Source organism: Tenacibaculum litopenaei (genome assembly GCF_964514025.1).
Classification (GTDB): domain Bacteria; phylum Bacteroidota; class Bacteroidia; order Flavobacteriales; family Flavobacteriaceae; genus Polaribacter; species Polaribacter litopenaei.
Genome location: NZ_CAZEQT010000007.1, coordinates 319206 through 333283, shown reverse-complemented (window position 1 = coordinate 333283; position 14078 = coordinate 319206). Strand labels below are relative to the sequence as shown.

The window sequence follows — 14078 nt, the reverse complement described above, 5'->3', positions numbered from 1 at the left end:
AAGATGAGTTTACATAACTTAAAACCAGCAGCTGGATCAACTAAAAGCGGTAAGCGTATCGCTCGTGGTGAAGGTTCTGGTCACGGAGGAACTTCGACAAGAGGTCACAAAGGAGCTAAATCTCGTTCAGGATATTCTAGAAAGATTGGATTTGAAGGAGGGCAAATGCCACTTCAAAGACGTGTGCCTAAATTTGGTTTTACAAACATCAATCGCAAGGAATATGTTGGTGTAAATTTAGATAAATTACAAGGTTTAGTGGATAGCGGTAAAATCACTGATACAGTTACTTTAGACGTATTAGTTGAGAACCGTTTAGCTCGTAAGAATGACTTAGTGAAAATCTTAGGTCGTGGTGAGTTGAAAGCTAAATTAAATATTACTGTACACAAATTTACTGCTACTGCAAAAGCGGCTATCGAGGCTGCCGGTGGAGAGGCGGTTACCTTATAAGAAAACTGTAAATGATGAATTTTATAAATACTTTAAGAGATATTTTCAAGATAGAAGAATTAAAATCTAAGATTCTTTTAACGATAGGTTTAATTGCTGTTTACCGCTTTATGGCAGCTGTTCCATTACCTGGAATAGACCCTACACAGCTAACAGCATTAAAAGACCAAGCTGGAGATGGTCTTTTAGGTTTATTAAACGCATTTACAGGAGGGGCATTTGCTCGCGCGTCAGTAATGGCACTTGGGATTATGCCTTACATTTCTGCATCGATTGTAGTTCAGTTAATGGGTATCGCGGTACCGTATTTACAGAAATTACAAAAAGATGGAGAGAGTGGTAGAAAAAAGATTACTCAAATAACTCGTTGGTTAACGATCTTAATTACCATGGTTCAAGGACCTACGTATATCACGGCGATCAAAACTCAATTCGGTTTAACCGAGGCTGCTTTCTTAGTACAAGGACCAGTATTCTGGGTGTCGTCAATGATTTTATTAACTGCAGGAACAATTTTTGCCATGTGGTTAGGAGAGCGTATCACTGACAAAGGAGTTGGTAATGGAATCTCATTATTAATTACTGTTGGTATTATCGCGAACTTCCCAGTAGCATTTATCCAAGAGGTTATCTCTAAAACGGATAATGCTGGTGGTGGTGGAATCATGATGATCTTAATCGAGTTAATCGCGTGGTTTGTGGTAATTTTGTTAACTGTATTATTAGTAACAGCTGTTCGTAAGGTTGCTGTACAGTACGCTCGTCGTACGGCAGTAACGGATATTAAAGACGTTGATGGAGCGCGTCAGTACATTCCTTTAAAGTTGAATGCTGCTGGGGTAATGCCTATCATCTTCGCACAGGCTATCATGTTTATACCGGTAGCACTTGGGCAAAAATATCCAGAGATGAAGAGCTTAGCTGATAATTTCGGGTTATGGTATAACGTTATATTTGCTATCTTAATTATTGTCTTCAGTTACTTTTACACGGCAATTACTATTCCTACAAACAAGATGGCTGAGGATTTAAAGAGAAGTAATGGTTTTGTTCCTGGATATAAGCCAGGTGAAGAAACTGCAAATTACTTAGATGCTGTATTGTCGAGAATTACTTTCCCAGGATCGTTGTTCTTAGCAGCATTGTCAATCTTACCTGCGATTATCGTAAAGTTTGGAGTAACTCAAAACTGGGCGATGTTCTTCGGAGGAACCTCATTAATCATTATGGTAGGGGTAGCTATTGATACGATTCAGCAAATTAACTCGTACTTATTAAACAGTCGTTATGACGGTTTAATGAAAACTGGTAATAGTAACAGAAAATCATTGAAATAATATGGCTAAACAACCAGCAATTCAACAAGATGGAACGATAACGGAAGCATTGTCCAATGCTATGTTCCGTGTAGAATTAGAAAATGGGCATATTGTAACGGCTCATATTTCAGGAAAGATGCGTATGCATTATATTAAACTTTTACCTGGAGATAAGGTAAAGTTAGAAATGAGCCCGTATGATTTAACGAAGGCTAGAATTACTTACAGATATTAAAAAACAACACTGATGAAAGTAAGAGCATCATTAAAGAAAAGAAGTGCCGACTGCAAAATCGTTCGCAGAAAAGGCAGATTATATGTAATAAATAAGAAGAATCCTAGATTTAAACAAAGACAAGGGTAGTTATGGCAAGAATCGCAGGTATTGACATTCCAAAGAATAAAAGAGGCGTAATCGCTTTAACTTACATCTTTGGTATAGGAAGAAGCAGAGCTAAAGAAGTGTTAGCGACTGCAAACATCGATGAAAGTATCAAAGTTCAAGATTGGACTGATGATCAAATTGCAGCAATTCGTGAGCAAGTTGGAACTTACACTATCGAAGGTGAATTGCGTTCGGAAGTTCAGTTAAACATCAAACGTTTAATGGACATCGGATGTCAAAGAGGTATTCGTCACAGACTTGGGTTACCTTTAAGAGGTCAGAGAACTAAGAATAACTCTCGTACGAGAAAAGGTAAGAGAAAAACTGTAGCTAACAAGAAAAAATAATCGCTAGATTATTTTTACTAATCGTAAAGAATTATGGCAAAGTCTAAAGTAACAAAGAAACGTAAAGTTGTAATTGAATCAGTAGGTGAAGCACACGTTACTGCATCATTCAACAATATCATCATATCTTTAACGAACAAAAAAGGAGACGTTATCTCTTGGTCATCTGCCGGGAAAATGGGCTTTAGAGGTTCTAAGAAGAACACTCCTTACGCTGCGCAATTAGCAGCTGAAGATTGTGCTAATGTGGCTAAAGAAGCTGGATTACGCAAAGTTAAAGTATATGTTAAAGGACCAGGTAACGGTAGAGAATCTGCAATCAGATCTATCCACAATGCTGGAATCGAGGTAACTGAAATCATTGACGTTACTCCAATTCCTCACAACGGATGTCGTCCACCTAAAAGAAGAAGAGTATAAGCTGAACATCCGTTCAGTTTATACTTTTACTTTGTTTTTTAAAGTAAAAATTTTTAACTCAGTAGGATCTAGATTATCGAAGGAGTACGCCTTAATTCATAATCCCTACTAAATTTAATAGAAATGGCAAGATATACAGGACCAAAAACTAAGATTGCTCGTAAGTTTGGTGAAGCAATCTTCGGAGACGATAAGAACTTCGAAAAAAGAAATTACCCTCCAGGACAACACGGAGTTGGTAAGAGAAGAGGAAAGAAATCTGAATACGCTATCCAGTTAATGGAAAAGCAAAAAGCTAAGTATACTTACGGTATCTTAGAGCGTCAGTTCTCTAACTTATTCAAAAAAGCATCAGCTTCTAAAGGAATTACTGGTGAGGTATTGTTACAATTATGTGAGTCTCGTTTAGATAACGTAGTATACCGTTTAGGTATTGCTACTTCTCGTAGAGCTGCTCGTCAGTTAGTTTCTCACCGTCACATTACTGTAAACGGTAACATCGTAAACATTCCTTCTTATAGATTAAAAGCTGGAGACGTTGTTGCAGTAAGAGAGAAGTCTAAATCTTTAGACGCTATCGAAAATGCATTAGCTTCTAACAGCAGTGTATACGAGTGGTTAACTTGGAATGCTGAGCAAAAGTCTGGTACTTTCGTAAAAGCTCCAGAAAGATTACAAATTCCTGAGAATATCAAAGAGCAATTAATCGTAGAATTATACTCTAAGTAATAAATTAATCATATTGGTATTTGGCCAAAGGGTTTGTCAGAACTTCTTCAATCTTTTAAACCGCGCAACCAAATAACAATCAAAACGAAGAAAAACATATGGCGATTTTAAATTTTCAAAAACCAGACAAAGTAATTATGGTTGAATCTACCGATTTTTCAGGTAGATTTGAGTTCAGACCTTTAGAACCAGGATTTGGTTTAACAGTAGGTAATGCTTTGAGAAGAGTATTGTTATCTTCTTTAGAAGGGTTTGCAATTACATCATTACGCGTGGATGGTGTAGATCACGAGTTTTCAACTATCGAAGGAGTTGTTGAGGATGTGACTGAAATTATCTTGAACTTAAAGCAAGTGCGCTTTAAAAAGCAAATCGAAGAATCGGACAGAGAAACTGTTTCTATCGCGATTTCTGGTCAAGAGCAATTAACAGCAGGTGATTTACAAAAGTTTATCTCTGGTTTCCAAGTATTGAACCCAGACTTAGTACTTTGTAATATGGACAAATCAGTAAACTTAAACGCTGAGATTACCATAGAAAAAGGAAGAGGATTTGTTCCTGCAGAGGAAAACAAGAGAGCTGGAGCGCCATTAGGTACCATCTTTACTGACTCTATTTACACTCCGATAAAGAATGTAAAATACGCAGTAGAAAACTTCCGTGTAGAGCAAAAAACTGATTACGAAAAGTTAGTTTTCGATATCGATACGGATGGGTCTATTAATCCAAAAGACGCGTTGACTGAAGCTGCTAAAATTTTAATCCACCACTTTATGTTATTCTCTGATGAGCGTATCACTTTAGAGGCAGATGAAATTGCACAGACGGAAACTTATGACGAAGAGTCATTACACATGCGTCAGTTGTTAAAGACCAAATTGGTAGATATGGATTTATCTGTGCGTGCTTTAAACTGTTTAAAAGCGGCAGAAGTAGATACTTTAGGAGACTTAGTATCGTTTAATAAGAGTGACTTAATGAAGTTCAGAAACTTTGGTAAGAAGTCATTAACTGAATTAGAAGAGTTAGTGCATAACAAAGGTTTAAATTTCGGAATGGATTTAAGCAAATACAAATTAGATAGAGATTAATCTTTCATAATTTGCTCCTCAAAGAGAGTTGAGCAAGATGAAAGCCAAAACCAAATGTCATGAGACACGGAAAGAAATTTAACCATTTAGGAAGAAAAACTGCGCATAGAAAGTCTATGTTAGCAAACATGGCTTGTTCGTTAATCGAGCACAAGCGTATCAATACTACAGAAGCGAAAGCTAAAGCGTTGCGTAAGTTCGTAGAGCCTTTGATTACTAAATCAAAAGACGATACAACTCACAACCGTCGTGTAGTATTTAGCTACTTGAGAAACAAGTACGCAGTTACTGAATTATTCAAAGAGATTTCTGTAAAGGTAGCAGACAGACCAGGTGGTTACGTTCGTATCATCAAGTTAGGAAACCGTCAAGGAGATAACGCTCCTATGGCAATGGTTGAATTAGTTGATTACAACGAATTGTACAACCCTAAAGGAAACAAGGCTAAAAAATCTACACGTCGTAGCCGTCGTGGAGGTGGTAAGAAAGCCGACGCTCCTGCAGCTGTTGAAACTCAAGCAACTCAAGAAGAAGAATAGAATGCGTTATTCTATCAATCATATTAAAAGGGATGAACACTTAGTGTTTATCCCTTTTTTTTAAATATTTTTGCAAACAAATATCACAACACACTAAATGAAATATCAGTCGAGAAAAAAGGCCTTAGTTTTGTTAGCAGACGGAACTATTTTTTATGGGAAATCTATAGGAATTGAAGGAACTGCTACTGGTGAAATTTGCTTTAACACCGGTATGACAGGATATCAAGAAGTTTTTACAGATCCTTCTTATTTTGGACAATTAATGGTGACTACCAACGCGCACATCGGAAATTACGGTGTGAATAACGAAGAGGTAGAATCAGATGGAATTAAAATTTCCGGGTTAATTTGTAGAAATTTTAGTTTTACTCATTCACGCCCAGATTCAGAGAGTAATTTAAAAGATTGGTTTGTTAAACACAATCTCGTAGCAATCTCAGATGTCGATACGCGTGCGTTAGTTTCGTATATCCGTGACAACGGTGCGATGAACGCAATTATTTCTACGGAGGTAGATAATATCGATGCTTTGAAAGCGAAATTAGCAGAGGTACCGAATATGGAAGGACTTGAGTTGGCGTCTAAAGTGTCAACCAAAGAGCCTTATTTCTTCGGAGAAGAAACTGCGCCTATCAAGATTTCAGCATTGGACATCGGAATCAAGAAAAACATCTTGAGAAACCTCGCTAAACGCGGAGCTTATGTAAAAGTATTCCCGTACGATGCGAGCTTTGAAGATCTCAAGAGTTTTAATCCTGATGGTTACTTTATCTCTAACGGTCCTGGAGATCCAGAGCCGCTGACAGCAGCACAGGAAACAGCCAAGGAAATTATCGAAAACAACTTACCGCTTTTTGGAATTTGTTTAGGACATCAAGTAATCGCTTTGGCCAATGGTATTTCAACCTATAAAATGCACAACGGGCACCGTGGAATTAACCACCCTGTAAAGAATTTATTGACAGGAAAAGGTGAAATTACGTCACAAAACCACGGATTTGCCATCAATAGAGAAGAGACAGAGGCACACCCAGATGTGGAAATCACTCACGTGCACCTCAATGACAATACGGTAGCAGGGATTCGTATGGTAAACAAGAATGTATTTTCAGTACAGTACCATCCAGAGGCGAGCCCTGGACCACACGATGCTGAGTATTTATTCGACGATTTTATCGACTTAATAAAAAAGGTAAAAGCCTAAAGAAATTCCCGCGTTTATGCGGGAATTTGGCTTTTAAAACGTTTTCGCAATTAAAAAAAAATAAGAGGGTAGTATTTTGTAACTTGGCTACCGAAATAATTTCTAACAAACAAAATAACTATGAGTATTATTATCAACATACACGCACGTCAAATTTTTGATTCAAGAGGTAATCCTACTATCGAAGTAGACGTGACTACTGAAAATGGTATAGTAGGTAGAGCAGCTGTTCCTTCAGGAGCTTCAACAGGAGAGCACGAGGCAGTTGAATTACGTGATGGAGAGAAAAGCTATATGGGTAAAGGAGTGTTAAAGGCTGTAGAGAATGTAAATACAGTAATCGCTCAAGAATTATTAGGAGTTTCTGTATTCGAACAAAACATGATCGATAAGATTATGATCGATTTAGACGGAACTGCAAACAAGGCGAACTTAGGAGCCAATGCTATATTAGGAGTGTCACTTGCAGCAGCAAAAGCAGCAGCAAATGAATTGGGCCTACCGTTGTACAGATACGTTGGTGGAGTATCAGCAAACACCTTACCAGTACCGATGATGAACATCATCAATGGTGGGTCGCATTCTGATGCACCAATCGCGTTTCAAGAGTTTATGGTAATGCCGGTAAAAGCGGCGAATTTTACTGAAGCCATGCAAGTAGGTTCTGAAATTTTTCACCACCTTAAAAAAGTGTTACACGATCGAAATTTGTCAACTGCAGTAGGTGACGAAGGTGGTTTTGCACCGACTTTAGAAGGGACGGAAGACGCCATTGAAACAATTGCTTTAGCAACTAAAAACGCAGGGTATGCTTTTGGTGACGAAGTGATGATTGCCCTTGACTGTGCAGCTGCAGAATTCTTTGTAGATGGAAACTACGACTATACGAAATTTGAAGGAGCAAAAGGACAAGTACGAAGCAGTAAAGAACAAGCGGATTACTTGGCTGAATTAGCTGAAAAATACCCAATTATTTCTATCGAAGATGGAATGGATGAAAACGATTGGGAAGGATGGAAGTACCTAACGGAGAAAATTGGAGATAAGGTTCAGTTAGTAGGTGACGATTTATTTGTAACCAATGTTGAACGTTTGTCGAGAGGAATTGACAACGGAATTGCGAATTCAATTCTTATTAAAGTAAACCAAATCGGTACCTTGACAGAGACTATTGCCGCTGTAAACATGGCACATAACGCAGGATATACTTCTGTGATGAGTCACCGTTCGGGAGAAACTGAAGACAATACCATTGCCGATTTAGCGGTGGCCTTGAATACCGGACAAATTAAAACCGGTTCGGCATCTCGTTCGGATAGAATGGCGAAATACAATCAGTTGTTACGCATCGAAGAAGCCTTAGGAGATGTGGCTTTTTATCCAAAGGAAAAAGCCTTTAAGATTAAAAAATAAAGCGTGCTCTACGCTGAAAACCCCGCAGTTTGACTGCGGGGTTTTTTTATGAGCTAATCCTAGCAATAGGGATGAATTAAAAAGACAACATTTGGACATTTAGCGGGCAAATTACGTTGTGGTATTACCAAATTGTAAAATAAAATTAACTTATTTTTTCATATTAAAATTCTATCAGTTCGGACTTTTTAAATTTTATAAAAAATGGTATCTTCGCAACTCACTTCAAATTATAAATTTAAGATATAAAATGTCAGATATAGCAAAATTACAAATTGGCGAGAACACCTATGAATTTCCATTAATTCAGGGTACTGAGAAAGAAACAGCAATAGACATAGCTTCTTTAAGAGGAGCGACAGGGGGAGTTGTAACCATCGACCCAGGTTTCAAAAATACAGGTTCGTGCCAAAGTGCTATTACATTTTTAGATGGAGAGAAGGGAATTTTACGCTATAGAGGATACTCAATCGAAGAATTGGCTGAAAAAGCAGACTTCTTAGAAGTAGCGTATTTATTAATTTTTGGAGAGTTACCTACCAAAGAACAATTGGATAAATTTTACAATGACATTTTAGACAATGCTATTGTAGATGACGATATCAAGAAAATCATCGATGCCTTCCCAAAGAATGCGCATCCGATGGGAGTGTTATCATCATTGACATCTGCATTAACTGCATTCAACCCTAGTTCTGTGAACGTTGATTCAGAAGAGGATATGTACAATGCTATTGTAAAAATCATGGGTAAATTCCCTGTGTTGGTTGCATGGACTATGCGCAAGCAAAAGGGATTACCACTACACTACGGATCTCGTAAGTTAGGCTATGTTGAAAACATTATGAAAATGATGTTTGAAAAGCCAAACGAAGAGTATGAAATCAATCCTATTATCAAGGACGCTATTGATAAATTATTAATCTTACACGCAGATCACGAACAAAACTGTTCTACGTCTACAGTGCGTGTAGTAGGGTCGTCTCACGCAGGATTATTCGCTTCTTTATCAGCTGGAATTTCAGCTTTGTGGGGACCGTTACACGGTGGAGCTAATCAAGCCGTTCTAGAAATGTTAGAAGCGATTAAAGAAGATGGAGGAGATACGAAAAAGTACATGGGGAAAGCGAAAGATAAAGAAGATCCTTTCCGCTTAATGGGATTCGGACACCGCGTGTACAAAAACTTTGACCCACGTGCTAAAATCATCAAGGTTGCAGCAGACGAAGTATTAGACGATTTAGGAATTCAAGATCCAATCTTGGATATCGCTAAAGGTTTAGAGCAAGAAGCATTAAATGACGAGTACTTCGTTAAGCGTAAGTTGTATCCAAACGTAGATTTCTACTCTGGAATTATTTACAGAGCTTTAGGAATCCCTGTTGAGATGTTCACGGTAATGTTCGCATTAGGACGCTTACCAGGTTGGATTTCTCAGTGGAGAGAGATGCGTTTACGCAAAGAGCCTATTGGTAGACCACGTCAGGTATATACTGGTGAAAACTACCGTCCTTTTGTAAAGATTAACAAGAGATAATAAGCATATCAAAAATGTCATTTGATTTCAAATGACATTTTTTTATTGAATTCATAGCAACACGATGAAAGAAGTAAAAATTATAAAAAACAGATCGGATATTGGAGCCGGAACCCGGGGGTCTGATATGGGGGTTGATGCCATAGAAATTGCGGCAATCAATAAAGGAAGTAATTATTTTGACCGTTTTGAGTACGAAGATGTAATTACGGAAAATGAGTCTATCTACAACAAAGAAAACAATTCAGTAGCAAAGCGTATTGAAAATGTTTTTAATCAATGTAAGCGATTGTCAAACCACGTAAAAGTGAATTTACAAGAAGGGAAGTTCCCGTTGGTACTCTCAGGGGATCACTCGTCAGCACTAGGAACCATTAGTGGTGTAAAGGCGGCAAATGCTACAAAAAGAGTTGGTGTGATTTGGATTGATGCTCATGGCGATTTGCATTCACCTTATACCTCTCCATCAGGTAATATTCACGGAATGCCACTAGCTGCAGCGATTGCTGATGATAATCTCGATTGTCAAATCAACGATGTAGACAGAGAAACTACCGAGTTTTGGGAGCGCATGAAAAATATTGGTGTTCCTGGACAAAAGGTAAACCCGGAAGATATAGTGTTTTTTGGAGTACGTGATACCGAAGAACCAGAGGATAAGCAAATGGAAAAACACGGCATCAAAAATTATATGGTGGCCGAAGTTCGTTACAGAGGCTTAGAGATATGTGTACAAGAAGCACTTGAAAAATTAGGGCATTGTGACGTACTCTACGTATCTTTTGATGTAGATGCTATGGATTGTGATATGATTTCTTACGGAACGGGAACTCCTGTGCCTAAAGGATTCGATCAGTTCGAAATTATCGATATTATTTCGCAGTTACTAGACAGCCAAAAAGTAGCTTGTGTCGAGTTTGTGGAAGTAAATCCACTACTGGATTTGAAAGGAAATAAAATGGCTGAGACGGCATTTGACGTTTTAGATGCTGTAACAACTAAAATACAAAGTTTAGACGCCTAAGTGTGTAAACAAAATACCAAAATAAAATGCAAAACGAAACGAGCCTGTTAAGGCTCGTTTGTTGTTTTTATAATCTTGTAATTCCTGTAATATAAGGAGGTTCGTCAAGTGGCTTGTAAATTTCTACGATCGCTGGCCATTCAACATCTGCGTGCGGAATAGAAGCCACCGTTTTAAATTTGTAGTTCATTCCACTCACTACTTGTGAGGCTACCTCATAAGGAGCATAGTTAACGCCGATAGGTTTTGGAGTTGCCTCCCAAACGGCTAAATCTTCATCGTTTAATTTTCTGTACTTAGTCCATCCTCCTAGTACCCCTAGGTGCTTTTCAGTTAAAGTGTTCGTTTCCATCTTCTATTAGTTTGGTTCCTACTCATATGGCTTTTCGGTAAACGCCTTTCGCTCATTACCTCCGCGAAACAGAGTCGTTTTTAGGGTGGGGACTGCTCCACCTGAGGTTAAAGGTAGCCAGCCTTTGTACACAGTTGTAGGTTTAATCCTTAAAAGTGATTACTTTGAGTATGAATTCTGTTATTTCAGTATTAAGTGTGGTTACAAAGCTATCAGCTCATTGCGGATAAGGAAGGTATATTGGTCTTCGTTGAGAAATCCGCGAAGAGAAAAGCTAATTTAGAAAGGCTCAAAACGAATAATCTTTTATATTTGTAACTGTAAGCTTTAGGAGTAGCTAGGAAACTAGTTTGAGAAATATCCTTGGAACCTGTTGGGTTAACACCTGCGTAGGGAAAAGTCATAAATCGTATTTTAGTATGGGAAACTTCGGGTACCTGCTAAAACTTCTTCTATAGTTTACTTTAATTAGTGAAAAATGATTCAAATAAAAGTAAACGACCAAGCACATCAATTTGAAAAGGCAATTAATTTAGAGCAATTAGTAGCTCAGCTCGAAATTTCTTCGAGAGGAATTGCTATTGCCGTAAATGCAACCGTTGCCAAACGCGATCACTGGTCGGAAACCTATCTGCAACAAAATGACGAAGTACTCATTATCAAGTCTACCCAAGGAGGCTAGTGATGCTTACCGGTCATAAACAAAATTCTGATACTAACAATACGTACTTATGAAGAAAAAAGACACGGCACCAAAAAATGGTATTACGAGAAAACCATTTCCGAATTCTAAGAAAATTTATGTAAACGGGACCATACACCCGCAAATCCAAGTGGCCATGCGTGAGATTGAACTCAGCGATACCATCGATGCCACAACCAAAGAAAAAACAAAAAACGAACCCTTAACCGTATACGATACCTCAGGGGCTTATACAGACCCCAATAAAGACATTAATATCCATAATGGTTTGGAGCGCATACGCGAATCGTGGATTATGGATAGAGGAGATGTGGAACAGCTAGATTCATTCTCGTCAGAGTACTGTAACGAACGTTTGAATGATGCTAGTTTAGATCACATGCGATTTAACCACCTTCAAAAGCCACTCAGAGCAAAAAAAGGGAGTAATGTGACCCAGTTACACTATGCAAAGCAAGGGATTATCACTCCTGAAATGGAGTATATCGCTATCCGAGAAAATCAGCGAATAGACGAGATGACTAGGTTGTCAAAACAACATCCAGGAAAGGATTTTGGTGCGAGTATCCCCAAGAAGATTACACCGGAATTCGTTCGTGATGAAGTGGCACGCGGAAGAGCTGTAATTCCATCAAATATCAATCACCCAGAGGCCGAACCGATGATTATCGGACGTAACTTCTTGGTGAAAATCAATGCAAATATCGGAAACTCAGCAACGACCTCTTCCATTGAAGAAGAAGTAGAAAAAGCTGTTTGGGCTTGTCGATGGGGAGCAGACAATATCATGGATTTATCGACCGGAAAAAACATCCACGAAACACGTGAATGGATTATTCGTAACTCTCCGGTTCCTGTAGGGACAGTGCCTATTTATCAAGCCCTTGAAAAGGTAAACGGAATCGCTGAGGATTTAACTTGGGAGATTTTTAGAGATACCTTGATAGAACAAGCTGAACAAGGAGTAGACTACTTCACCATTCATGCAGGAGTGCGATTAGCCTATGTACCTATGACTGCCAAGCGAATAACAGGAATCGTTTCACGTGGAGGGTCTATCATGGCGAAATGGTGTTTGGCACATCACACAGAAAGTTTCTTATATACTCATTTTGAAGAAATTTGTGAGATCATGAAAGCTTATGACGTAGCCTTTTCATTAGGTGATGGATTACGTCCAGGATGTATTGCAGATGCCAATGATGAAGCACAGTTTGCAGAATTAGAAACCTTGGGTGAGTTGACGAAAATAGCGCGAAAGCACGAAGTTCAGTGTTTTATTGAAGGACCAGGACACGTACCTATGCACATGATTAAAGAAAACATGGAAAAACAACTCGAAGCCTGTGACGAAGCTCCGTTTTATACCTTAGGACCTTTGACAACAGATATCGCTCCAGGATACGATCATATTACTTCGGGTATTGGTGCGGCCATGATCGGGTGGTACGGAACAGCGATGCTGTGTTACGTGACGCCAAAAGAGCACTTAGGTTTACCAAATAAAGACGATGTACGTACAGGAGTAGTGACGTATAAATTAGCAGCACATGCCGCTGACCTAGCAAAAGGACATCCGGGAGCACAACACAGAGATGATGCTTTGAGTAAGGCGCGTTTTGAATTCCGTTGGGAAGATCAGTTCAATTTGAGTTTAGATCCAGAATTGGCCAGGGAATATCACGATGAGACCTTGCCAGCAGCGGGAGCAAAGATAGCCCACTTCTGCTCGATGTGTGGTCCTAAATTCTGTTCGATGAAAATAACCCAGGAGGTACGCGACTATGCGGCACAGAAGGAGTTAGATTCTCAACAAGCAATTTCAGAGGGTATGAAAGAGAAGTCAGAAGAGTTCAAAACAAAAGGATCTGAAGTATATTTATAAAATTCATAAGGTTCACATGGCGTGGTTAACTGCTCCATGTGAACCGATACATACAACATAACCATGATTGTTTTAATAGCTCCAGAACAAGATTTACCTGAAGAAATAGCAATATTACACGGTCTTTTCGAAAAAGGACTCGACTACTACCACCTGCGTAAGCCGTTTAAGGGCTACGAGGAACACGTAGCGTATTTAAATCAAATCGACAGTAAATACCATTCCAGAATAGTGGTACACTACTATCACGAATTGCTAAACGATTTTGATTTAAAAGGAGTACACTTACAAGAACAACCGCGAATAGCACTAGGAGAGCAGTTGACATCTTATGTCGAGAGTTTTCAGATCAAAGGAAAGACAGTGAGTAGTTCTTTTCACGAATTGCACGAGTTGGAAGCTGTAGAGGCTACTTTTGATTATCATTTACTGAGCCCAGTGTTCGCTTCCATATCTAAAAAAGGATATGAAGGACGTGGGTTTGATGTCAATCACCTGACTAAAAAAGTCATCGGTATGGGAGGCATACAAGTAGAGACCCTTCACCGAACACTAGCATTGGGATTTAAAGGAGTAGGAGTGTTAGGAGGAGTATGGAATGCAGCGCATCCTGTGAAGAGCTTTACAGCTATTCGCGAGGAGTTTGCGAAGTTTACAGAAGAAGTAGGCTAATT

17 protein-coding genes and 1 riboswitch are annotated in these 14078 nt (G+C 38.8%); of the genes, 16 read left to right on the top strand and 1 reads right to left on the bottom strand.

All coding sequences use genetic code 11. The features are described from left to right. Positions 1–3 precede the first annotated feature (3 nt). From rplO to ACKTS5_RS16020, 13 genes are all read left to right on the top strand, one after another. A complete protein-coding gene (gene rplO / locus ACKTS5_RS16080; RefSeq protein WP_408044911.1) occupies positions 4–453 on the top strand; it encodes a 50S ribosomal protein L15 in 450 nt (149 codons plus the stop codon). A 14-nt stretch (positions 454–467) separates the two neighbouring features. Beyond that, positions 468–1790 carry a preprotein translocase subunit SecY gene (secY, locus tag ACKTS5_RS16075; RefSeq protein WP_408045232.1) on the top strand — a complete coding sequence of 441 codons (1323 nt, stop codon included), beginning with the start codon at positions 468–470 and terminating at the stop codon, positions 1788–1790. 1 nt (position 1791) lies between these two features. Continuing rightward, a complete protein-coding gene (infA, locus tag ACKTS5_RS16070) occupies positions 1792–2007 on the top strand; it encodes a translation initiation factor IF-1 (RefSeq protein ID WP_068206835.1) in 216 nt (71 codons plus the stop codon). 12 nt (positions 2008–2019) lie between these two features. After that, positions 2020–2136, top strand: coding sequence for a type B 50S ribosomal protein L36 (gene ykgO / locus ACKTS5_RS16065; protein WP_010181906.1), 117 nt, complete (start codon positions 2020–2022; stop codon positions 2134–2136). Between the two features lie 2 nt (positions 2137–2138). Next, positions 2139–2504, top strand: coding sequence for a 30S ribosomal protein S13 (gene rpsM / locus ACKTS5_RS16060; protein WP_408044910.1), 366 nt, complete (start codon positions 2139–2141; stop codon positions 2502–2504). 33 nt (positions 2505–2537) lie between these two features. Then, positions 2538–2924 carry a 30S ribosomal protein S11 gene (rpsK, locus tag ACKTS5_RS16055; protein ID WP_068703467.1) on the top strand — a complete coding sequence of 129 codons (387 nt, stop codon included), beginning with the start codon at positions 2538–2540 and terminating at the stop codon, positions 2922–2924. A 123-nt stretch (positions 2925–3047) separates the two neighbouring features. Further along, a complete protein-coding gene (gene rpsD / locus ACKTS5_RS16050; RefSeq protein WP_408044909.1) occupies positions 3048–3653 on the top strand; it encodes a 30S ribosomal protein S4 in 606 nt (201 codons plus the stop codon). 98 nt (positions 3654–3751) lie between these two features. Continuing rightward, positions 3752–4744, top strand: a complete 993-nt coding sequence (locus ACKTS5_RS16045) for a DNA-directed RNA polymerase subunit alpha (RefSeq protein ID WP_408044908.1) — start codon at positions 3752–3754, stop codon at positions 4742–4744. 59 nt (positions 4745–4803) lie between these two features. Continuing rightward, positions 4804–5283, top strand: coding sequence for a 50S ribosomal protein L17 (gene rplQ, locus ACKTS5_RS16040; RefSeq protein ID WP_408044907.1), 480 nt, complete (start codon positions 4804–4806; stop codon positions 5281–5283). A gap of 97 nt (positions 5284–5380) precedes the next feature. After that, complete coding sequence (gene carA / locus ACKTS5_RS16035) at positions 5381–6490, top strand: glutamine-hydrolyzing carbamoyl-phosphate synthase small subunit (RefSeq protein ID WP_408044906.1); 1110 nt, start codon at positions 5381–5383, stop codon at positions 6488–6490. Between the two features lie 120 nt (positions 6491–6610). Further along, positions 6611–7903 (top strand): phosphopyruvate hydratase, encoded by a 1293-nt coding sequence (gene eno / locus ACKTS5_RS16030; protein ID WP_408044905.1) that lies wholly within the window; start codon positions 6611–6613, stop codon positions 7901–7903. Between the two features lie 250 nt (positions 7904–8153). Beyond that, positions 8154–9440: a citrate synthase gene (locus ACKTS5_RS16025; RefSeq protein ID WP_408044904.1), complete on the top strand. Its 1287-nt coding sequence runs from the start codon at positions 8154–8156 to the stop codon at positions 9438–9440. Positions 9441–9504: 64 nt separating this feature from the next. After that, positions 9505–10464 carry an arginase gene (locus ACKTS5_RS16020; protein WP_408044903.1) on the top strand — a complete coding sequence of 320 codons (960 nt, stop codon included), beginning with the start codon at positions 9505–9507 and terminating at the stop codon, positions 10462–10464. Positions 10465–10531: 67 nt separating this feature from the next. Here ACKTS5_RS16020 and ACKTS5_RS16015 read toward each other — a convergent pair whose 3' ends face one another. Beyond that, positions 10532–10816, bottom strand: a complete 285-nt coding sequence (locus ACKTS5_RS16015; RefSeq protein WP_408044902.1) for a hypothetical protein — start codon at positions 10814–10816, stop codon at positions 10532–10534. A 319-nt stretch (positions 10817–11135) separates the two neighbouring features. Next, positions 11136–11229: riboswitch (TPP riboswitch) on the top strand. A gap of 65 nt (positions 11230–11294) precedes the next feature. Between ACKTS5_RS16015 and thiS the strand changes: the two genes are divergently transcribed. The 3 genes from thiS to ACKTS5_RS16000 all read left to right on the top strand — a co-directional run bounded on the left by thiS (position 11295) and on the right by ACKTS5_RS16000 (position 14076). Further along, entirely contained in the window at positions 11295–11498 is a 204-nt protein-coding gene (gene thiS, locus ACKTS5_RS16010; RefSeq protein ID WP_408044901.1) for a sulfur carrier protein ThiS, read from the top strand. A 49-nt stretch (positions 11499–11547) separates the two neighbouring features. Further along, positions 11548–13404 carry a phosphomethylpyrimidine synthase ThiC gene (gene thiC, locus ACKTS5_RS16005; RefSeq protein ID WP_408044900.1) on the top strand — a complete coding sequence of 619 codons (1857 nt, stop codon included), beginning with the start codon at positions 11548–11550 and terminating at the stop codon, positions 13402–13404. 63 nt (positions 13405–13467) lie between these two features. Continuing rightward, on the top strand, positions 13468–14076 hold the full coding sequence (locus ACKTS5_RS16000) for a thiamine phosphate synthase (RefSeq protein WP_408044899.1): 609 nt from the start codon (positions 13468–13470) through the stop codon (positions 14074–14076). Positions 14077–14078 lie beyond the last annotated feature (2 nt).

Coding starts and splice junctions, on each gene's coding strand:
- rplO (WP_408044911.1), top strand. CDS start 4: ATGAGTTTACATAACTTAAAACCAGCAGCTGGATCAACTAAAAGCGGT.
- secY (WP_408045232.1), top strand. CDS start 468: ATGAATTTTATAAATACTTTAAGAGATATTTTCAAGATAGAAGAATTA.
- infA (WP_068206835.1), top strand. CDS start 1,792: ATGGCTAAACAACCAGCAATTCAACAAGATGGAACGATAACGGAAGCA.
- ykgO (WP_010181906.1), top strand. CDS start 2,020: ATGAAAGTAAGAGCATCATTAAAGAAAAGAAGTGCCGACTGCAAAATC.
- rpsM (WP_408044910.1), top strand. CDS start 2,139: ATGGCAAGAATCGCAGGTATTGACATTCCAAAGAATAAAAGAGGCGTA.
- rpsK (WP_068703467.1), top strand. CDS start 2,538: ATGGCAAAGTCTAAAGTAACAAAGAAACGTAAAGTTGTAATTGAATCA.
- rpsD (WP_408044909.1), top strand. CDS start 3,048: ATGGCAAGATATACAGGACCAAAAACTAAGATTGCTCGTAAGTTTGGT.
- ACKTS5_RS16045 (WP_408044908.1), top strand. CDS start 3,752: ATGGCGATTTTAAATTTTCAAAAACCAGACAAAGTAATTATGGTTGAA.
- rplQ (WP_408044907.1), top strand. CDS start 4,804: ATGAGACACGGAAAGAAATTTAACCATTTAGGAAGAAAAACTGCGCAT.
- carA (WP_408044906.1), top strand. CDS start 5,381: ATGAAATATCAGTCGAGAAAAAAGGCCTTAGTTTTGTTAGCAGACGGA.
- eno (WP_408044905.1), top strand. CDS start 6,611: ATGAGTATTATTATCAACATACACGCACGTCAAATTTTTGATTCAAGA.
- ACKTS5_RS16025 (WP_408044904.1), top strand. CDS start 8,154: ATGTCAGATATAGCAAAATTACAAATTGGCGAGAACACCTATGAATTT.
- ACKTS5_RS16020 (WP_408044903.1), top strand. CDS start 9,505: ATGAAAGAAGTAAAAATTATAAAAAACAGATCGGATATTGGAGCCGGA.
- ACKTS5_RS16015 (WP_408044902.1), bottom strand. CDS start 10,816: ATGGAAACGAACACTTTAACTGAAAAGCACCTAGGGGTACTAGGAGGA.
- thiS (WP_408044901.1), top strand. CDS start 11,295: ATGATTCAAATAAAAGTAAACGACCAAGCACATCAATTTGAAAAGGCA.
- thiC (WP_408044900.1), top strand. CDS start 11,548: ATGAAGAAAAAAGACACGGCACCAAAAAATGGTATTACGAGAAAACCA.
- ACKTS5_RS16000 (WP_408044899.1), top strand. CDS start 13,468: ATGATTGTTTTAATAGCTCCAGAACAAGATTTACCTGAAGAAATAGCA.